The 19,677-nt window shown below is 70.6% G+C and carries 19 protein-coding genes; 12 read left to right on the forward strand and 7 right to left on the reverse strand.

Annotation, left to right across the window (positions count from 1 at the left end):
* Window positions 1-54 precede the first annotated feature (54 nt).
* Complete coding sequence (gene glk, locus FIU88_RS03655; protein WP_016856503.1) at window positions 55-1,023, reverse strand: glucokinase; 969 nt, start codon at window positions 1,021-1,023, stop codon at window positions 55-57.
* A 109-nt stretch (window positions 1,024-1,132) separates the two neighbouring features.
* Window positions 1,133-3,019 carry a phosphogluconate dehydratase gene (gene edd, locus FIU88_RS03660; RefSeq protein ID WP_016856502.1) on the reverse strand — a complete coding sequence of 629 codons (1,887 nt, stop codon included), beginning with the start codon at window positions 3,017-3,019 and terminating at the stop codon, window positions 1,133-1,135.
* Between the two features lie 238 nt (window positions 3,020-3,257).
* On the opposite strand from edd, the gene FIU88_RS03665 reads away from it, so the two are divergent.
* From FIU88_RS03665 to lpxL, 12 genes are all read left to right on the forward strand, one after another.
* Window positions 3,258-4,403, forward strand: coding sequence for a GNAT family N-acetyltransferase (locus FIU88_RS03665; protein WP_152478233.1), 1,146 nt, complete (start codon window positions 3,258-3,260; stop codon window positions 4,401-4,403).
* Between the two features lie 91 nt (window positions 4,404-4,494).
* Window positions 4,495-4,797, forward strand: coding sequence for a cell division protein FtsB (gene ftsB / locus FIU88_RS03670; RefSeq protein WP_016856500.1), 303 nt, complete (start codon window positions 4,495-4,497; stop codon window positions 4,795-4,797).
* On the forward strand, window positions 4,794-5,522 hold the full coding sequence (gene ispD / locus FIU88_RS03675; RefSeq protein WP_152478234.1) for a 2-C-methyl-D-erythritol 4-phosphate cytidylyltransferase: 729 nt from the start codon (window positions 4,794-4,796) through the stop codon (window positions 5,520-5,522). The genes ftsB and ispD overlap by 4 nt, the downstream gene beginning before the upstream one ends.
* Entirely contained in the window at window positions 5,522-6,007 is a 486-nt protein-coding gene (ispF, locus tag FIU88_RS03680) for a 2-C-methyl-D-erythritol 2,4-cyclodiphosphate synthase (RefSeq protein ID WP_026068619.1), read from the forward strand. The genes ispD and ispF overlap by 1 nt, the downstream gene beginning before the upstream one ends.
* The gene (truD, locus tag FIU88_RS03685) at window positions 6,000-7,142 is read left to right on the forward strand and encodes a tRNA pseudouridine(13) synthase TruD (RefSeq protein WP_152478235.1); all 1,143 of its coding nucleotides are present in this window, start codon (window positions 6,000-6,002) and stop codon (window positions 7,140-7,142) included. Before ispF ends, truD begins: the two co-directional genes overlap by 8 nt.
* The gene (gene surE / locus FIU88_RS03690; RefSeq protein ID WP_016856496.1) at window positions 7,117-7,863 is read left to right on the forward strand and encodes a 5'/3'-nucleotidase SurE; all 747 of its coding nucleotides are present in this window, start codon (window positions 7,117-7,119) and stop codon (window positions 7,861-7,863) included. The genes truD and surE overlap by 26 nt, the downstream gene beginning before the upstream one ends.
* Window positions 7,850-8,542, forward strand: coding sequence for a protein-L-isoaspartate(D-aspartate) O-methyltransferase (locus tag FIU88_RS03695; protein WP_016856495.1), 693 nt, complete (start codon window positions 7,850-7,852; stop codon window positions 8,540-8,542). The genes surE and FIU88_RS03695 overlap by 14 nt, the downstream gene beginning before the upstream one ends.
* Before the next feature lie 114 nt (window positions 8,543-8,656).
* Window positions 8,657-9,634 (forward strand): DUF368 domain-containing protein, encoded by a 978-nt coding sequence (locus tag FIU88_RS03700; RefSeq protein WP_026068618.1) that lies wholly within the window; start codon window positions 8,657-8,659, stop codon window positions 9,632-9,634.
* On the forward strand, window positions 9,627-10,748 hold the full coding sequence (locus tag FIU88_RS03705; RefSeq protein WP_152478236.1) for a peptidoglycan DD-metalloendopeptidase family protein: 1,122 nt from the start codon (window positions 9,627-9,629) through the stop codon (window positions 10,746-10,748). Before FIU88_RS03700 ends, FIU88_RS03705 begins: the two co-directional genes overlap by 8 nt.
* Window positions 10,749-10,877: 129 nt before the next feature.
* A complete protein-coding gene (gene rpoS, locus FIU88_RS03710) occupies window positions 10,878-11,861 on the forward strand; it encodes an RNA polymerase sigma factor RpoS (protein WP_026068617.1) in 984 nt (327 codons plus the stop codon).
* A gap of 212 nt (window positions 11,862-12,073) precedes the next feature.
* Entirely contained in the window at window positions 12,074-13,174 is a 1,101-nt protein-coding gene (gene alr / locus FIU88_RS03715; RefSeq protein WP_152478237.1) for an alanine racemase, read from the forward strand.
* Window positions 13,175-13,193: 19 nt separating this feature from the next.
* Window positions 13,194-14,114, forward strand: coding sequence for an LpxL/LpxP family Kdo(2)-lipid IV(A) lauroyl/palmitoleoyl acyltransferase (gene lpxL, locus FIU88_RS03720; RefSeq protein WP_016856491.1), 921 nt, complete (start codon window positions 13,194-13,196; stop codon window positions 14,112-14,114).
* On the opposite strand, the gene FIU88_RS03725 is transcribed toward lpxL, so the two are convergent.
* The 5 genes from FIU88_RS03725 to FIU88_RS03745 all read right to left on the reverse strand — a co-directional run bounded on the left by FIU88_RS03725 (window position 14,108) and on the right by FIU88_RS03745 (window position 19,670).
* Window positions 14,108-15,454 carry a DUF2254 domain-containing protein gene (locus tag FIU88_RS03725; RefSeq protein WP_152478238.1) on the reverse strand — a complete coding sequence of 449 codons (1,347 nt, stop codon included), beginning with the start codon at window positions 15,452-15,454 and terminating at the stop codon, window positions 14,108-14,110. The two genes, lpxL and FIU88_RS03725, sit on opposite strands and share 7 nt — an antisense overlap.
* Window positions 15,455-15,620: 166 nt before the next feature.
* Window positions 15,621-17,282, reverse strand: a complete 1,662-nt coding sequence (gene ettA, locus FIU88_RS03730) for an energy-dependent translational throttle protein EttA (RefSeq protein WP_016856489.1) — start codon at window positions 17,280-17,282, stop codon at window positions 15,621-15,623.
* Window positions 17,283-17,399: 117 nt separating this feature from the next.
* On the reverse strand, window positions 17,400-17,612 hold the full coding sequence (locus FIU88_RS03735; protein ID WP_152478239.1) for a PA3496 family putative envelope integrity protein: 213 nt from the start codon (window positions 17,610-17,612) through the stop codon (window positions 17,400-17,402).
* A 206-nt stretch (window positions 17,613-17,818) separates the two neighbouring features.
* Window positions 17,819-18,253, reverse strand: coding sequence for a PAS domain S-box protein (locus FIU88_RS03740; protein ID WP_016856487.1), 435 nt, complete (start codon window positions 18,251-18,253; stop codon window positions 17,819-17,821).
* Between the two features lie 103 nt (window positions 18,254-18,356).
* The gene (locus FIU88_RS03745) at window positions 18,357-19,670 is read right to left on the reverse strand and encodes an MFS transporter (protein WP_152478240.1); all 1,314 of its coding nucleotides are present in this window, start codon (window positions 19,668-19,670) and stop codon (window positions 18,357-18,359) included.
* Window positions 19,671-19,677: the final 7 nt, after the last annotated feature.

A 19,677-nucleotide genomic window follows, 5' to 3' on the forward strand; every position in this document is an offset into this window, starting at 1 on the left:
TCCATCGGGCCGATCGACGCGGTGGCGCCGGTTGATTCGACCTCTTCCGTCGAGTTACTCGACCTCTTCGTTGTGCAGGGCCTCGGCGGCGCCCAGCAGGCCCGTCCAGGGAGCGGTGACCACCCGGACCGGGATGTCGGCGGTATAGACGCTCATGCGGCCCTTGGTGGCGAAGGCCTCGCGGAAGCGGCTCTGCGGCAGCCAGTCGAGCAGCCGCGGGAGGATGCCGCCGCACAGGTAGACCCCGCCCCGGGCGCCGAGGGTGAGCGCGGCGTCGCCGCTGACGTCGCCGAGGATCTTCAGAAAGCGCAGCAGGGTATCACGAGCCACGGCGTCGCCGCTCGCGGCCGCCTCGGTGACCTCGGCGGGCGAGGTGCAGGCCGGATTGGCGCCCTTCAGCGAGCAGTGCGCCAGGTAGAGGTCGAGCAGCCCCTGGCCGCACAGCAGCCGCTCCACGGAGATGCGGCCGTAGCGGTTGCGGAAGTGGCGCAGCAGGTTGTGTTCCCGCTCGTCGGTGGGGGCGAAGGTCACGTGGCCGCCCTCGGTGGGCAGCGGGATCCAGGCATGGCGGCCGGGGAAGACGCCGGCCACGCCGAGCCCGGTGCCCGGGCCGATCACCAGGCGTGCGGCATGGGGCACCGCCTCGCCGGGCTGGACCTCGACCAGTTCGTCCTCGGCCACGTGGGGCACGCCCAGGGCCTGGGCGGTGAAGTCGTTGATCGCCTTGAACAGCTCGAGCCCCAGCGCCTCCTGCACCTCGGCGCGGGAGAATGACCAGGGATTGTTGGTCATCTTGATCCGGTCGCTGTTGATCGGGCAGGCGAAGGCCAGGCAGGCCTCAAGCGGGGCGGCGTCGCCCACGGCGCCGACCCGTTCCAGGTAGTCGCGTATGGCCTCGACCAGGCCGGGATAGTCGGCGCAGGGCAGGCTCAGGATGTCGTGGGGCTCGAAGGCCCCCGGGGTCACCAGGGCGAAGCGGGCGTTGGTGCCCCCGATATCGCCGATCAGTGCGGGTCGGGTCATCGTCACATTCGTCTCTTGCAAACAGTGCGGGAGCGGGGCCTGGTTCCCCGCTCCCGATCTCTAGGGCCACGATCGTCCCCGGGATGCGCAGGGCAATCCGGGGGACGACTCAGGCGTCCTCGTCGTGGATCTGGCCGGCCTGGCGGGCCAGGTCGTCGGCCTCGAAGCCGCCGAACACCCCGGCGCCTTCCTCGCCGCGCATGGCCAGGTGGCGGAAGCCACCGAACAGCTCGCGGCCGAGGCCGACGTGGTAGTGCTCCAGCTCGACCACGCGCTGTTCGCGGTCGGCCCAGGTGGCGGCGTCGACCTTGGCTTCCAGGGTGCCGGCATTGGCGTCGAGGCGCACGATATCACCATCGCGCAGTTTCGACAGCGGTCCGCCGTCCAGCGCCTCGGGACTGATGTGGATGGCGGCCGGGACCTTGCCGGAGGCGCCGGACATGCGGCCGTCGGTGACCAGTGCCACCTTGTGGCCGCGGTCCTGCAGCACGCCGAGGAAGGGCGTCAGCTTGTGCAGCTCCGGCATGCCGTTGGCCTTGGGGCCCTGGAAGCGCACCACGGCGACCACGTCGCGGTCCAGCTCGCCGGCGTCGAAGGCCGCCTTGAGCTCGTTCTGGTCCTCGAAGATCCGCGCCGGGGCCTCGACCAGGCGATGCTCTTCCTGCACCGCGGAGACTTTGATCACGCCGCGGCCCAGGTTGCCGTCGAGCACGGTGAGGCCGCCGGTGGGGGCGAAGGGCTCTTTCACGCCGCGCAGCACCTCGGTGTCGAGGCTGGCCTCGGGGCCCTCGCGCCACACCAGCTTGCCGTCCTCCAGGAAGGGCTCCTGGGTGTAGGCGGTCATGTCGGTGCCGAAGGCGGTGGGAATGTCGCTGTGGATCAGGCCGGCGCCGATCAGCTCGCGGAACAGGTAGCTCATGCCGCCGGCGGCCTGGAAGTGGTTGATGTCCGCCTGGCCGTTCGGGTAGACCTTCATCAGGCTCGGCGTCACCGCCGAGAGGTCGGTGAAGTCGTCCCAGGTCAGGGTGATGCCGGCCGCCGCGGCCATGGCCACCAGGTGCATGGTGTGGTTGGTGGAGCCGCCGGAGGCCAGCAGGCCGACCACGGCGTTGACGATGGCGCGCTCGTCGATCTGCTGGTAGAAGGGACGATAGTCGCCGCCGGGCTCGGTGTTGCGGATCGCCTGCTCGGTGGCGAAGCGGGTCAGCGCCTCGCGCATCTCGGTGCCCGGGTTGACGAAGGAGGTGCCCGGCAGGTGCAGGCCCATCATCTCCATCATCAGCTGGTTGGAGTTGGCGGTGCCGTAGAAGGTGCAGGTGCCCGGGCTGTGGTAGGACTCGGACTCCGCCTCCAGCAGGTCGTCGCGGCTGGCCTTGCCCTCGGCGAACAGCTGGCGCACGCGGGCCTTCTCCTTGTTGGGCAGGCCGCTCGGCATCGGGCCGGCGGGCACGAACATGGCCGGCAGGTGGCCGAAGCGCGCCGCGGCGATGAACAGCCCCGGCACGATCTTGTCGCACACGCCCAGGTAGAGGGCGGCGTCGAACATGTTGTGCGAGAGCCCCACGGCGGTGGCCATGGCGATCACGTCGCGGGAGAACAGCGACAGCTCCATGCCCGGCTGGCCCTGGGTGACGCCGTCGCACATGGCCGGCACGCCGCCGGCGAACTGGGCGGTGGAGCCCATGTCGCGGGCCGCGGCCTTGATGGTCTCGGGGAAGGTCTCGAACGGCTGGTGGGCCGAGAGCATGTCGTTGTAGGCCGAGATGATGCCGAGGTTCGCCGCGTTCATCAGCTTCAGCGAATTCTTGTCCTGGCTGCCGCAGGCGGCGAAGCCGTGGGCCAGGTTGCCGCAGGACAGCTCGCCGCGGTGCACGCCGCGGCGATGCTGGTCGGCCATGCGCCGCTCATAGAGGGCACGGCGCTCGGCGCTGCGCTCGCGAATGCGCTGGGTGACCTGCTGGACGGTGGCGTTGAGTGGCGTGGAAGCGTGAGCCATGGGGCACCTCGGCAACGAAAGTGAAGGAAGTGTTTTCGTAAGTTTAACAAAAGTATCGCCCGAAAACCGGGGGCGAACCGGGTTATGCGGCTATAGTTGTAATTAATTTACCATGACAGGCGCGTCAAGGCCCCTCGTCGCTCAGGGCGGAACGGGGCGGTCTCCGTGTCCCGATCATGCTGCCATCTAGGGTAGGCCCTGCGCCGGCCGCCGTCAGCCGGCCCTCTCGGGAGAGTTCATGAGTCGATTGCGTGTCGTCGAACAGTCCGCCGTGGCCGCCGTGCCGGCCGCGGCCTGGAATGCCCTGGTGGGCGACGATCATCCGTTCCTGCGCCACGAGTTCCTGCATGCCCTGGAGGCCAGCGGGGCGGCGAGCGAGGCGAGCGGCTGGACGCCGCGCCACCTGACGCTGTGGCGCGACGAGGCGCTGGTCGGGCTGCTGCCGTACTACCACAAGCATCATTCCTACGGCGAGTACGTCTTCGACTGGGCCTGGGCCGACGCCTGGGAGCGGGCCGGCGGGCGCTACTATCCCAAGGGGCTCAGCGCCATTCCCTTCACCCCGGCGCCCGGGCCGCGGCTGGCGCTGGCCGATGACGTCGACCCGCGCGAGGCGCGTCGGCTGCTGGCCGAGCGCTGGGAGGGCTCGACGCTGTCGAGCTGGCACCTGCTGTTCGCCGAGCAAGACGAGGTCGCCGCCTGGCGCGAGGCGCGGCCCGAGCTGATCGCCCGGGCCGGGGTGCAGTTCCAGTGGCAGGATCGGGGCTACGGCGACTTCGACGGCTTCCTCGCCGCGCTGACCTCCAAGCGGCGCAAGGCCATTCGCCGCGAGCGGCGCCGGGTCGCCGAGCAGGGGCTGACCCTGCAGCGGCTGGAGGGCGAGGCGATCGGCGAGGCCGACCTGGCGCACTTCTATCGCTGCTATCAGATCACCTATCTCGAGCGCGGCCAGCGGGGCTATCTCAACCGCGACTTCTTCACCCGGCTGCGCCGCGACCTGCCCGAGGCATTGGTGCTGGTCCAGGCGCGCCTCGAGGGGCGGCCGGTGGCCGCGGCGCTGTGTCTGCAGGGGAGCCGCACGCTCTACGGCCGCTACTGGGGCAGCGAGATCGAGGCCGACGGCCTGCACTTCGAGGCCTGCTACTACCAGGGCCTCGAGCACTGCCTGGCCCGAGGCCTGACCCGCTTCGATCCCGGCACCCAGGGCGAGCACAAGCTGGCCCGTGGCTTCGCGCCGCGGCGGCTGACCTCGCTGCACCATGTCGCCGATCCGCGGCTGCGCGCCGGGGTGGGGCGCTTCTGCGTCGAGGAGGCCGAGCACCTGGCGGCCTACGTCGCGGCCGCCGAGCGGGCGCTGCCGTTCCGTCTCGACGATGGCGGCTGACGCGGGTCGGATGCCGGGGCTTTGATGGATGAGGCGACCCGGGGAAGATGGCATACTACGCCCTCGAATTCCCTGGTGACGGACCCTCTTCATGCTCAAGTGGCTGGCCATCGTGCTCATCGCCCTCCAGGCGCTGTTGCAGTATCGCCTGTGGCTCGGCGAGGGCGGACTGCGCGAGCTGGCCGAGGTGCGCCAGCGAGTGGACCGCCTGGAGGCCGAGAATGCGCCGCTGCGGGCGCGCAACGAGCGCCTCGCCGCCGAGGTGGTGGACCTCAAGAACGGCCTCGACGCCATCGAGGAGCGGGCGCGCAGCGACATCGGCATGGTGCGCCGCGACGAGCAGTTCTTCTGGGTGCCCGATGCCGGCGAGAACGGCGAAGGGACGGCACGATGAGCGAGCGACTCTGGCTGGTGGTGCCCGCCGCGGGCCGCGGCCGACGCATGGGCGCCGCGCTGCCCAAGCAGTATCTGCCGCTGGCCGGGCGCACGGTGCTGGCCCGCACCCTGGCGCGGCTCCACGAGGCCTTCCCCGAGGCGCGGCTGTGCCTGTGCCTGGACCCCGACGACGAACGCTTCGACCCGGCCGCGGTGCCCTTCGCCGACTGGCGGCGGGTGCCCGGCGGCGCCGAGCGCGTCGACTCGGTGACCCACGCCCTGGCCGCCATCGCCGACGAGGCCGGCGCGGCCGACCCGGTGCTGGTGCACGACGTGGCCCGGCCCTGCGTGCGGGTCGACGACCTGCGCCGGCTGGCGGCCGCGGTGGCCGAGGACGCCGTGGGCGGGCTGCTGGCCGCGCCGGTGGCCGACACCATGAAGCGCGACGACGGCGACGGCCGGGTCGGCGGCACCGAGCCCCGGGACGGCCTGTGGCACGCCCTGACGCCCCAGGGCTTCGGCTACGGGCTGCTGCGCCGGGCCTTGCAGGAGGCCGCCGACCGGGGCGTCGCCGTCACCGACGAGGCCTCGGCGGTGGAAGCGCTGGGCCTCTCGCCGCGCCTGGTGAGCGGGCGCCGCGACAATCTCAAGATCACTCATCCGGAGGATCTGGCGCTGGCCGAGGCGATCCTCGCCGCCCAGGAAGCGCCCGATCCCTCCGCCGACAGGAACGACACCGCATGATGCGAATCGGCCACGGCTTCGACGTCCACCGCTTCGGCGAGGGCGACCACCTGCGGATCGGCGGCGTCGCCATTCCCTTCGACCGCGGCTTCGTCGCCCACTCCGACGGCGACGTGCTGCTGCATGCGATCTGCGATGCCCTGCTCGGCGCCTGCGCGCTGGGCGACATCGGCCGCCACTTCCCCGACACCGATCCGGCCTGGGCCGGCGCCGACAGCCGCGAGCTGCTGCGTCGGGTGGTGGCGCAGGTGCATGCGGCGGGCTACCGGGTCGGCAACCTGGACGCCACGGTGATGGCCCAGGCGCCGAAGCTCTCGCCCCACGTCGAGGCCATGGCCGAGGCCATCGCCGCCGACCTGGCGGTGGCGCGCGGGGCGGTCAACGTCAAGGCGACCACCACCGAGCGGCTGGGCTTCACCGGCCGCGGCGAGGGCATCGCCGCCGAGGCGGTGGTGCTGCTGATGCAGGAGCGCGACGATGTCTGAGGCGACGTCCGATCGGCCGCAGGCCCCGATCGCCTGGCCGCCGAGCTGGCCGCGGGTGCTGGACGCGCGCTTCGGCGCCCCGCGCCCCGGCGGCTACCGCGCCACGCCGGAGGACTTCCGGGTCGAGGAGCAGCTCGGCTTCGAACCGGAGGGGCAGGGCGAGCACCTGTGGCTGTGGATCGAGAAGCGCGACCTGACCACCGCGATGGTCGCCCGCCGCCTGGCCAAGGCCTGCGAGGTCACCCAGCGCGACGTCGGCTACGCCGGCATGAAGGATCGTCACGCGGTGACGCGCCAGTGGTTCTCGGTGCACCTGCCCGGCCGCGAGGCGCCGGACGATCTCGGGGCGCGGCTCGCCGACCTTCCGCTGACGCTGCTCGAGGCGACCCGCCATCCGCGCAAGCTCAAGCGCGGCGTGCACGCCGCCAACCGCTTCCGGCTGCGCGTCACCGGCGAGGCGCTGGAGGACCCGCATCTCGCCGAGCGCTGGGCCTGGCTGTGCCACCACGGCGCCGCCAACTACTTCGGACCGCAGCGCTTCGGCCCCGACGGGCGCAATCTCCATCGCGCGGCCAGCGTGCTGGCCCGGGGCTGGCGCAAGCGCGACGACCGCGAGGGCATGCTGCTCTCCGCGGCGCGCAGCTACCTGTTCAACGAGCTGCTGGCCGCGCGCATCGCCGAGGGCAGCTGGGCGACGCCGCTGCCGGGCGAGGCGGTGATCCTCGACGGCACGTCGAGCCAGTTCGTGGCCGAGACGGTCGACGACTCGCTGCTCGAGCGCGCCGAGCGGCTCGACCTGCACCCGAGCGGCGTGCTCTGGGGGCAGGGCCGCTCGGTGGCCCAGGGCGAGGCCCAGTCGCGCGAGCTGGCGCTGGCCGAGGCGCATCCCGCGCTGTGCGACGGCCTGGTGCGCGCCGGGGTGAAGACCGCCCGCCGGCCGCTGCGCCTGCGCCTGGCCGCACCTCGGCTGGCGCCCGGCGAGGGCGAGGCCTGGTTCTCCTTCACGCTGCCCCGCGGCGCCTTCGCCACCGCCGTGCTGCGCGAGCTGATCGCCCACCCGACCCTGAGTTACCACACGCCCCGGCCGGGGCCCGAGCAAGGAGCCGCGGATGCGTCGACTGCTGCTGTCCAATGATGACGGGGTGCATGCCCCGGGCCTGCGCGCCCTGCATGACGCCCTGGCCCCCCATGCGCGGCTGCGCGTGGTGGCCCCCGACCGCGACAAGAGCGGTGCCAGCAATTCCCTGACCCTGACCCGCCCGCTGGCGCTGTCGACCCTCGACAACGGCTTCTACAGCGTCGATGGCACCCCGGCGGACTGCGTCTACCTGGGCGTCAACGGGGTCTGGGAGGAGCGTCCGGACCTGGTGATCTCGGGCATCAACCACGGCGGCAACCTGGGCGACGACGTGCTCTATTCGGGCACCGTGGCCGCCGCCATGGAGGGCCGCAACCTGGGCATGTCGGCGATCGCCATGTCGCTGGTCGGCCATCGCTACTTCGAGACCGCCGGCCGGGTGGCGGCGAGCCTGGTCGGCGCCGCCGACCGGCTCTCGCTGCCGCCGCGCAGCCTGCTCAACGTCAACGTGCCGGACCTGCCCTGGGAGGAGATCCGCGGCCTCAAGGTGACGCGCCAGGGCTACCGGGGGCCGGCCGCCGAGCCGCTGGAGGTGCTCGACCCGCGCGGGCGCAAGCGCTACTGGATCGCCGCCGCGGGCGAGAGCGCCGACGACGGGGAAGATACCGATTTCGCCGCCGTGGAGGCCGGCTTCGTGTCCATCACGCCGCTGCAGCTGGACCTGACCCGGCATGCGGCGCGCGACGACGTTCAGGAATGGCTGGATGCACTCACCTGATTCCCGCCGTCGGCTGCGACCGGAGCTGGTGAAGGGCGTCGGCATGACCTCCCAGCGTACCCGCGACCGCATGGTCGAGCGTCTGGCCCGGCAGGGCATCGCCGACCGGCGGGTGCTGGAGACCATGGCCGAGGAGCCGCGCCACCTGTTCCTCGACGAGGCGCTGTCCCATCGCGCCTACGAGGACACCTCGCTGCCCATCGGCCACGGCCAGACGCTGTCGCAGCCGTGGATCGTGGCGCGCATGACCGAGCTGGTGCGCGAGGAGGCGCCCGAGCGGGTGCTGGAGATCGGCACCGGCTCCGGCTACCAGACCCTGGTGCTGGCGCGGCAGGTGGCGGAACTCTGGTCGGTGGAGCGGATCAATGCCCTGCATCGTCGCGCCGGCGAGCGGCTGCGGCTGCTCGGCGTGCACAACGCGCACCTGCGCCTGGCCGACGGCGGCCACGGCTGGCCCGAGGCCGCGCCCTTCGAGGTCATCCTGCTGACCGCCTGTGCCGGCTCGCTGCCCGAGCCGCTGCTGGCCCAGCTGGCCGACGGCGGGGTGATGATCGCGCCGCTGGCCGAGCGCGACGGCCGCCAGTGGCTGGTGCGGGTGCGCCGCCAGGGCGACCGGTTCGAGAAGGAGCGCCTGGAACCGGTGCGCTTCGTGCCGCTGCTGGAGGGCGTGATCCGTTAGGCGGTCCTGGAAACCGGTGCCAGGGAGGGTGCCGCAACGGCGAAAGCGCTGATCTATGCCATGGGGCGCCCGGAGGCGTCGTCATACACCAGTGTTTTCTCAGGGAGTAAGTTCTTGAAGCGTCAACTAGGCCTCTTGCTGCGGGGCGCCGGCATGGGAGCCGCCGATGCGGTGCCCGGCGTCTCCGGCGGCACCATCGCCTTCATCACCGGCATCTACGAGGAGCTGCTGCTGACCGTGCGTCGCTTCGGGCCCAGCGCCGTCGGCGCCTGGCGCCGGGGCGGCATGGCCGGGCTGGTCACTCACCTCAATCTCGGTTTCCTGCTGCCGCTGATGGCCGGCATCGTGGCCAGCCTGATCAGCGTCGCTCACCTGGTGGTGTGGCTGATGGAGGATCATCCGCTGCCGCTCAACGGCTTCTTCTTCGGCCTGGTGGCGGCCTCCGCGCTGGTGGTCGGCCGGCATCCCGCCGACTGGCGATTCTGGCACCTGCTGCCGCTGGCCATCGGGCTGCTGCTGGCCCAGCTGCTGCCGGCGCTGATGCCGCTGATCGGGCGGCTGGGCAGCCCCGAGCTGATGCTGGTGGCCGGCGGCGCCATCGCCATCAGCGCCATGTTGCTGCCCGGGGTCTCGGGCAGTTTCCTGCTGCTGACCATGGGCCTCTATGGCAAGGTGATGGATGCGATCCGCGATTTCGACCTGGGGGCGATCCTGCTGTTCGGCGGCGGCTGCCTGATCGGGCTGTTCGCCTTCTCGCGGCTGCTGTGCTGGTTGCTGGTGCGCTTTCACACCGCCACCCTGCAGCTGCTGGTGGGGTTCATCCTCGGCTCGCTGCCGGTGCTGTGGCCCTGGCGCGAGCTGGTGAGCTACCAGCTCGGGCCGGACGGCCAGATGATCCCCCTGGACTACCGCTATCTGACGCCGTCGGCGTTCACCGAGGTCACCGGCGATCCCGCCCATCTGGCGGCGGTGGTGGCGCTGATGCTGGCCGGTGCTGCCCTGGTGTGGAGCATCGGCAGGACCCAGAATGGCGACCAGAGCGCTGCCCTGGGCGGCCGACACGAGGACAAGGAGGAAGGTTCCGATGCATAAGGTTTTGCTGATTTCAGGGCTGGCCCTGACCCTGGCGGGCTGCGCCGCCTCCCAGGAGGCCCCGTCGCCGGTGCAGGTCCAGGACCTGTCGTCCAGCCGCTCGGCCGAGCGCCCGGCCAGCTACACCGTCGAGGCCGGCGATACCCTCTACGGCATCGCCTGGCGCCACGATATGGACTACCGCGACCTGGCGCGGCTCAATCGCATCGAGCCGCCCTACAACATCCAGCCGGGCCAGCAGCTGACGCTGGGCGGCGGAGCCGGCGCCGGCTCCGATGGTCGCGGCGGCGACGCCGGCTCGGCGGTGAGCGCCGGGGCGGCCGGCGGCGCCGTGGCGACCGGTCTCGGCGGCGCGAGCCAGGATGACGGGGCGCTGGACTGGCTGCTGCCCGACGGCGGCAGCGAGCGCAGCGGCGACGAGGCGCAGGCCGAGGCCGCCTCCGACGGCGGCCAGGCGAGCGACGGCGAGGGCGCCCAGGGGCCTGGGCCGGTCTACGATCCCGAGAGCCCGGGCGCCGACGGCACCCTGAGCGAGAGCGACCAGGCCGAGCGCCGCAGCCGCGAGGAGCGCGAGCAGGCGGGGACGGAAGGCGAGGCCGCGGCCCAGACGGCTTCCGACGCCGGGTCGGGACAGGCCGCCGAGAGCGAGTCCGACGCCCAGCCGCAGGCCGATGCCGGCACCCGGGTGGCCGGCGAACCGGAGGCCGAATCCCGCGAGTCACGCAGCTATACGCCGGTGGATGACGTGCCCTGGCAGTGGCCCGCCAGCGGTGATGTGATCGGGACGTTCGGCGAGGGCGGCACCATCACCGCCGGCATTGATATCGACGGACAAAAGGGGCAACCTGTCAAGGCGGCCGGGCCGGGCATCGTGGTCTACGCGGGCAGCGGCGTACGCGGGTACGGCAACCTGATCCTGCTCAAGCACAACGATGAATTCCTGAGTGCCTACGCCCACAACGACAGCCTGAGGGTGAAGGAAAACGACGTTGTCGAGACCGGCGAGGTGATCGCCACCATGGGCGACAGCGACGCCGAGGATGTCAGGCTGCACTTCGAGGTGCGCAAGGACGGCCAGCCTCAGGATCCGCTGGAGTATCTGCCGAAGCGTTGAGCTCAAGCGTTGAAGGAAAGGGTCGGCAAGCCGCTCGAGTCAGCAAAGCAACACCATACAATGACAACCTCTGACATCGATCGTTTCGAGCATGACACGGTGCTCGATACAACCATGGGGTAACAATCGATGAGCATGCTTGAACGGGACCTGAACGAGGTGGACATGGAATCGGCCGAAGAAGCCGGTGAGCAGGAGGTCGAGCTCGAGACCGCCGCGCCCGAAGATGCGGACGCGGCCTTCGAGAAGGCGCTGAGCCGTGAGGACCGCCACTATCATCACAGCCTCGATGCCACCCAGATCTACCTCAACGAGATCGGCTTCTCGCCGCTGCTGACGCCGGAGGAGGAGGTCTTCTACGGCCGCCTCGCCCGCAAGGGCGATCCCGCCGGCCGGTCGCGGATGATCGAGTCCAACCTGCGCCTGGTGGTCAAGATCGCCAGGCGCTACCTGAACCGCGGCCTGACCCTGCTCGACCTGATCGAGGAGGGCAACCTGGGGCTGATCCGTGCGGTCGAGAAGTTCGACCCCGAGCGCGGCTTCCGTTTCTCCACCTACGCCACCTGGTGGATTCGCCAGACCATCGAGCGGGCGCTGATGAACCAGACCCGCACGATTCGCCTGCCGATCCACGTGGTCAAGGAGCTCAACATCTACCTGCGGGCGGCCCGCGAGCTGACCCAGAAGCTCGACCACGAGGCCACCGCCGAGGAGATCGCCGAGCATCTCGACAAGCCGGTGGAAACCGTCAAGAAGATGATGGGGCTCAACGAGCGGGTCTCCTCGGTCGACTACCCCGTGGGGGCGGAGAGCGACAAGCCGCTGATCGAGACCCTGACCGACGACAACGAGCTGGGGCCGGAATCGACCCTGGTGGACGGCGACGTCAAGCAGCACGTCGACGACTGGCTGGCCGAGCTCACCGACAAGCAGTGCGAGGTGGTGGTGCGCCGCTTCGGCCTGCGCGGTCACGAGGCCTCGACCCTCGAGCAGGTCGGCGAGGAGATCGGCCTGACCCGGGAGCGGGTCCGCCAGATCCAGGTCGAGGCGTTGAAGAAGCTGCGCCGCATGCTCGACAAGCAGGGGCTCGATCTCGACGCGATATTCGAGTGACGCTGCCTTCCTGAAGCGATGATTCTCCAGCGAAAGCCAGGGCCCTGCCCTGGCTTTCTGCTTTTCATCACCCGCCTGGTTGAAAAACCTGCCTCCATATGAAAAAGCAGTAATAAATATGGTGGGATAAAAATATTTTAGTCGTCAGGGCCGTGAAAATGGCGCCGGTTTGCAAAATAATGGGAGTTTTGCCCCTTCCGGAGACTCCCCGCATGGCCCGACCGCTGCGCGCCGACATCGACCTGGGCGCCCTGCGCCACAACTACCGCCTGGCCCGCGAGCTGGCGCCCCACAGCCAGGCCGTGGCGGTGCTCAAGGCCGATGCCTACGGCCACGGGGCGGTGGCCTGCGCGCGGGCCCTGGAAGGGCTGGCGCCGGCCTTCGCCGTGGCCTGCATCGAGGAAGCCGAGACCCTGCGCGAGGCCGGCATCACGGCGCCGGTGGTGCTGCTGGAGGGCATCTTCGAGGCCGGCGAGCTCGAACGCGTCGAGGCCCTGGGCCTGTGGGTGGCGGTGCACAGCGAGTGGCAGCTGGACGCGCTGCTGGCGCATCGCCCGGCGCGGCCGATTCCGGTGTGGCTGAAGGTGGACTCCGGCATGCACCGGCTGGGCTTCACCCCCGAGCGGGCCGAGGCGGCCTGGCGGCGGCTCAGCGAGGCGCCGGCGTGCGTCACCGACCTGCACCTGATGAGCCACTTCGCCACCGCCGACGCCGTCGATACCGCCTACTTCCGCCGCCAGTCGGCGCTGCTGGCCGCCCTGGCCGAGCGGCTCGGCGCGCCCACCTGCCTGGCCAATTCCCCGGCGACCCTGGCGCGCCCCGAGGTCCACGGCGCCTGGAATCGCCCCGGCGTGATGCTCTACGGCAGCGATCCGCTGGAGGCCCCCACCGAGGCCAGCCGGCGGCTCGAGGCGGTGATGACGCTGCGTTCCGAGATCATCGCCGTGCGCGAGCTGGAGGCGGGCGAGCCGGTGGGCTACGGCGGCCGCTGGACGGCGTCTCGGCCCTCGCGCATCGGGGTCGTGGCCTGCGGCTACGGCGACGGCTACGATCGCCACGCCGTGGACGGCACGCCGGTGCTGGTCGACGGGCAGCGCGCCGCCATCGCCGGCAAGGTCTCCATGGACATGCTGATCGTCGACCTGACCGCGCTGCCCGAGGCCGATATCGGCAGCGAGGTGGTGCTGTGGGGGCGGGCGTCGAACGGCGAGGTGCTGTCCGTGGACGAGGTGGCCCGCCACTGCGACACCATCAGCTATACGCTGCTCACCGGGGTGCTGCCCCGGGTGCCGAGGCGCTATCATGGGGGCTGAACCCGAGCAAGAGCGCCCCATGTCCAAGGACGAGACCGAGACACCGACCTCCTTCGCCCATCCCCGCTACTGGCCGACCTGGCTGTCCATCGGTGCCATGCGCGTCGCCGCCTGGCTGCCGTGGCGGCTCAAGCTGTGGATCGGCCGGGCCATCGGCCTGGCCGCCTGGCGCTTCGCCGGGCGGCGGCGACACATCACCGAGACCAACATCCGGCTGTGCTTCCCCGAGCTGGACGAGGAACAGCGCGCCCGGCTGGTGCGCGAGGCCTTCATCGCCAACGGCATCGGCATCCTGGAGACGGCCACCGGCTGGTGCCGCGATCCCGAGCACCTGCGCCACCGCGTGACCTTCAAGGGCCAGGAGCACATGGCGCGCGCCCAGGCCCAGGGCAAGGGCGTGCTGATCATCGGCATCCACTTCTCGACCCTGGACATGGGCGGGGCCCTGCATTCGCTGTTCTTCCCCGCGGACGTGGTCTATCGGCCCCACGACAACCCACTGTTCGAGCGCTTCATGACCCGCGCCCGCTCGCGCATCTTCGGTCGCGCCATCGACCGCCACGACCTGCGCGGCGTGGTGCGCCGGCTCAAGGCCGGCCACAACGTCTGGTACTCGCCGGACCAGGACTTCGGCCGCGACGCCAGCGTCTTCGCCCCCTTCTTCGGCGTCGAGGCGGCGACCATCAAGCTGACCGCCAAGATCGCCCGCATGACCGGGGCGCCGGTCATGCCGCTGGTGTTCCACCGCAATCCCGATGATCGCACCTATACCCTGGAGTACCTGCCGGCGCTCGACGGCTTCCCCAGCGGCGACGAGGTGGCCGATGCCACCCAGGTCAACGCCGTCATCGAGGCCGCCATCCGCCGTCATCCCGAGCAGTACCTGTGGCTGCATCGGCGCTTCAAGACCCGCCCCAAGGGCGAGCCGAAGCTCTACTGAGCCTCGCCGCCCTCCGGCGGTATCGACGGCAGCTCGCGGGGCAGCGCCAGCCGGTGCCGTCCCCGGGTCAGCCGCTCGCCGACGAAGGCCCGGTCCATGGGATGGCGGGAAACCCTATCGAGCCGCGCCACGACGCGCTCGGCCATGGCCTGCAGGGCGGTGAGCCGGGTGCCGTCGGCCTCGAGTGACAGCGCCTTCAGCGCCTTGAGCAGCCCCAGCAGCACGCTCTGATCGTCGCCGCCGTAGTGCAGCAGCGGCACGAACAGCCGATGCAGCAGGCCGTCGACGTCCTCCAGCGGCCAGCTCACCCGCAGCCGTTGCTGCGCGTCGAGCAGGGCGTTGGGCGGCTGCCAGGCCAGATGATGGCGCAGCAGATCGGTCAGGCGATGCAGGCACAGCCGTGCCGTGCCCGGATCGTTGATGCCCGGCGACAGGGCCTTGAGCGCCACCTCCATCAGCTGCGTCATGCCGTGCACGTAGTGCTCGTTCACCGACTCGCCGTCCAGCCGCACCAGGCACTCCTGCAGCGCTGCCTCCCAGGCCGCGTCCGGCGCCTCCTCGGCCTCCAGCACCGCCAGCGGGGCGCCCTCGATCAGGTAGTCGCCGAAGCGAAAGCTCAGGTGCAGCCGGCCGTTTGCCCGTGCCGCCAGATTCGCCATGGCGGCGAGATCGGCGCCCTGGACATAGCCCTCCCGGTGCATCCGGATCTCGTGGCAGGGGGCTCGCGGCAGCGGTCGCGCGTCCATGAAGCGCCAGCGCTCGCCCCGCTGACGCGCCTGCTGGCGATGCATGGCCCGCAGCGTGGCGTCGTGCAGATCGCGGATCACCGCGTCGATCTGCACCGACTGCGAGGCGTTGTGGATGAAATAGACGAACAGCCCCAGGCAATGCACGACCAGGACGCAGGCCAGATAGACGGCGGGCGCCATCCAGCCCCGGGCGTCGTCCGGCGCCATCAGCAGCAGGAGCAGCAGCAGGATGGTGCCGAGATAGTGGCCCAGCACCCGCTGATGGCGGCGTTCGCCGATCAGTCCGAACACCAGCTTGTGGGAGAAATGGCCACCGGCCTGGGACAGGATCGACATGACCATGGAGAAGCTGAACACCATCAGCGAGACCATGCCGCCGAGCAGCGCGGTCAAGAGCCCGCGGGCGCCGTCGGGCAGCGGCGGCATCCAGGCCTCGAGGCCGTCGGGAAAGCCGACGTCGAGGGTGGTGCTGAGCAGGATCGCGAGGCCCAGCAGGCCGTAGCTCGCGGCGGCCAGGGTCGGCAGGTAGGCGATGCTGCTGGCGAAGCGCCGGAACAGCTGAACGGGGTGCAGCAGAAGCCTCGGTGACATGGCCGATCCTCGCGCGGCCAGGATGACGGCATTCGCGGCGCCGCGCTCCGCCTTGTCTTCTTATGGCGGCTTCGGCCGCCGCTGTCCAGCCCCGGGGCCAACGCAAAAACCCCACGACCTCGCGGCCGTGGGGTTGTCGTCCCGCTGCCGGCGCCAGGCGGTCGGCTTAGGCATCAATCCTTTTGTACTTCATGCGATGCGGGGTCTCGTCGCCGACGCGCTTCTTGTGATCCGCCTCGTACTCGGTGTAGTTGCCCTCGAAGAACTCCACGTGCGACTCGCCCTCGAAGGCGAGGATGTGCGTGGCGATGCGGTCGAGGAACCAGCGGTCGTGGGAGATCACCAGGGCGCAGCCGGGGAAGGCCAGCAGGGCCTCTTCCAGGGCACGCAGGGTCTCGATGTCCAGGTCGTTGGACGGCTCATCGAGCAGCAGCACGTTGGCGCCCTGCTTCAGCGTCTGGGCCAGCTGCAGGCGACCGCGCTCACCGCCGGACAGGTCCGACAGGCGCTTCTGCTGGTCGTTGCCCTTGAAGTTGAAGCGGCCGACGTAGGCCCGCGAGGACACCTCGTAGCCGTTGATGTTGAGGATGTCCTGGCCGTCGGACACCGCTTCCCAGACCGTCTGCTTGTTGTCGAGGGCGTCGCGCAGCTGCTCGACGTAGGCGATGTCGACGGTCTCGCCCTTGACCACCTCGCCGGTGTCCGGCTGCTCGGTGCCGTTGATCAGCTTGAACAGGGTCGACTTGCCGGCGCCGTTGCCGCCGACGATGCCGACGATGGCGCCGGGCGGAATCGCGAAGTCCAGGTTCTCGTACAGCAGCTTGTCATCGAAGGCCTTGGACACGCCGTGGAACTCGATGACCTTGTCGCCCAGGCGCGGACCGGGCGGAATGTAGATCTCGTTGGTCTCGTTGCGCTGCTGGAAGTCGCCGGACTGCATTTCCTCGAAGCGGTTGAGACGCGCCTTGCTCTTGGCCTGGCGGCCCTTGGCGTTGGAGCGCACCCACTCGAGCTCGTGCTTGATGGCCTTCTGGCGCGAGGCTTCCTGCTTGGCTTCCTGCTCCAGGCGCTGCTCCTTGGCCTCGAGCCACTGGGAGTAGTTGCCCTCGAAGGGGATGCCCTCGCCGCGGTCGAGCTCGAGGATCCAGCCGGCCACATTGTCGAGGAAGTAGCGGTCGTGGGTGATCGCCACCACGGTGCCGCTGTAGTCGTGCAGGAAGCGCTCGAGCCAGGCCACGGACTCGGCGTCCAGGTGGTTGGTCGGCTCGTCGAGCAGCAGCATGTCGGGGCTGGAGAGCAGCAGGCGGCACAGCGCCACGCGGCGGCGCTCGCCACCGGAGAGATGGCCCACCTGGGCCTCCCAGGGCGGCAGGCGCAGGGCCTCGGCGGCCACCTCGAGCTTGCGCTCCAGGTTATGGGCGTCGGCGGCCTCGATGATGTTCTCGAGGCGGGCCTGCTCCGCGGCCAGGGCGTCGAAGTCGGCGTCCGGCTCGGCGTAGGCGGCATACACGCCGTCGAGTTTCTCCTGGGCTTCCTTGATGGCGCCCAGCGCTTCTTCCACGGTCTCGCGGACGTTCTTCTCGTCGTCGAGCTCCGGCTCCTGGGGCAGGTAGCCGACGTTGATGCCCGACATCGGGCGGGCCTCACCCTCGAATTCGGTGTCGACGCCGGCCATGATGCGCAGCAGGGTCGACTTGCCCGCGCCGTTGAGGCCGAGCACGCCGATCTTGGCGCCGGGGAAGAAGGACAGCGAGATGTCCTTGAGAATCTGTTTCTTGGGCGGAACGACCTTGCCCACCCGATTCATGGTGTAGACGTATTGCGCCATGGAATCTCACTAATGGTTGGAAAAGCGGGTTGTGGAGTGCGGGTTGGAGGTTTTGAGTGCGGACTCCGCTGGCCCACGATGATAGAGCCCGCACCCCGGAAAGGCCAGCCGGCCGCCTCACTCCTCCTCGTCGAGATCCCAGTCGTCGTCGATGCTGCGCCTCAGGCGCCGCTCCTCCAGCAGCGCCTCCAGACGGCGCCTGGCCTGCAGCTGCTCGGCGCGGCTGGCCGGCCGGGTGCGGCGGTAGTCGTCATCGTTGACGGCCTCGTCGTGGTCGTCGTCATAGGCGTCGTCGTGAAGGGGTGCTTCGTGATGGCTGTTGTGGCGCATGCGAGGTCCTCCCATGGCCGGCCGCGCGGGGCGGCGAAACGGATCCGACACCCCGCGTTGCGCGAGGCCCCAGGGCGCCGTCGTCGGGCACCTGAGGGCTGTATAAGACGGGACGGGATTCGATGCAAGCCCCCGTGCGACACGGCGTGTCGCACGGGGCGTGGCGAGGCAAGGCGGCGTTCGGCGGGGCGGCGGAGGCCGAGGGATCAGGACAGGCCGTGTTCTTCCTTGAGGCGAGCCAGCTCCTGCTGGGCCTCGACGCGCGCGGTGACGTCCTTCTGCACGCCGATGAAGTAGGTCAGCTCGTCCTGCTCGTCGAACACCGGGGTGATCGACAGCTCGTTGTGGAACAGGGTGCCGTCCTTGCGGTAGTTGCGCAGCACCTCGCGGCAGGGACGCCCCTCGGCCAGGGCCTGGCGAATCTCCGCCAGGGCCGCCTGGTCGCGATCGTCGTTCTGCAGGAAGCGGCAGTCGCGATACAGGATCTCGTCGGCGCGGTAGCCGGTCAGGCGCTCGAAGCCCTGGTTGACGTAGATCAGGATGTTCTCGTCGCCTTCCCGCTCGGCGACGACGATGCCGTCCTCGGAGGCATCGACCATGCGTTCGAGCAGGTCCGGGCTGATCAGGGAGGGGCGTTTCATCGAGGCGTTCCTGTCACGGGGTCTTGGTGGAGCATGCAGCCTGCATGCCCCTTTTGCGGAATATCATGGCCAGCCGCCGGCCGGATTTCAACGTCGGGTGCGCTCATTCGACCTCCGGCAGGCGCTGGGCACTGGCCGCGGCGGCCAGCGCCGTGGCGGCCAGCGCCAGCAGCAGGGCGCCGCTGCCCAGCCACTGGGCCAGCGCCCCGGCGAGGGCGCCGACGATCAGCATCAGCACGCCGGTCAGGGTGTTGGAGAGCGCGACATAGAGGGCGCGATCCTCGGCGCCGGCCAGGTCGACGACGTAGGTCTTGCGCCCCAGCCGGGCCCCGGCGTGGACGATCACCAGCAGTGCGTAGAGCCCGGCATAGGGCCAGACGCTGGCGGTCCAGGACAGCGGCAGCCAGGCCAGCAGCGCGCCGGCCGCGCAGCACAGGGCGGTGCCGAGGGCGGCGAGGCGCATGACCCGGCGGCTGGAGTCGTCGGCGCGCTTGCCCCACAGCGGGCTCGCCACCATGCCGGCGAGGCCGGAGACGATCACCAGCACGCCCAGGTCGCCGAGCTCGGCGCCGCTCTGGCGCTGGCCGAGCAGGGCCACGTAGGGCAGCGCCAGGGCGCTCGACAGCAGCAGCGCCCGGGACAGGTTGAAGTAACGGAAGGTGCGGTCCTGACGCAGCAGCCGCAGGCCCTCGCGCAGCGTCGAGGCGATGCTGTCGCCGCCTTCCGAGGCCCCGGGCACCTCGTGGATACGCGCGGCGCACAGCGCATTCACGCCCCAGCCCAGGGCGGCCACCCCCAGCAGCGCGGCCAGGGCGAGCTCGCCGGGGCGGTCGCTGAAGATCATCAGCACCAGGCCGGCGGCCAGGGTGGCGGCGCCGGCCAGGCTACCGCTCCAGCCCATCAGGGTGCCGCGGCGCCGCTTGGCGATGGTCTTGCCCAGCACGTCCTTGGTGGCGATCGACGACAGGCCCCTGGCCAGCGACAGCAGCACCAGCACGGCGAGCACCAGGGCGCCGCCGAGCCCGCCCTGGCCGAACAAGGCCAGCAGGGCCAGGGCGGCCGCGGCCAGCGCCTGGAGCAGGGCGCCGGCCACCCACACGCCCTTGCGCTCGGGGCGGCCGCGGATGAAGCCGGCCACGAACACCTGGGGCAGCAGGGCGCCGGCCTCCCGGATCGGCACCAGCAGCCCGACCATCCAGACCGGTGCGCCGATGGCGCCGAGCAGCCAGGGCAGCACCAGCCGGGCGCTGGCCAGCTCGTCGGCCAGCTTGTTGCCCAGCGATGCCATCAGATGAAGGAAGAAGTTGCGCGGCTGCTCCTGGCAGGCCTCGTCGGGGATGTCCTTGCACATCCGGCTGTCCTCGTCGCCGGTCAGCCGCTCGTAGAGGCGGGTCTGGCTGATCTCGGGGGCGGCCATGGGAGCT

It is taken from the genome of Halomonas sp. THAF12 (assembly GCF_009363675.1).
Taxonomy (GTDB): domain Bacteria; phylum Pseudomonadota; class Gammaproteobacteria; order Pseudomonadales; family Halomonadaceae; genus Halomonas; species Halomonas smyrnensis.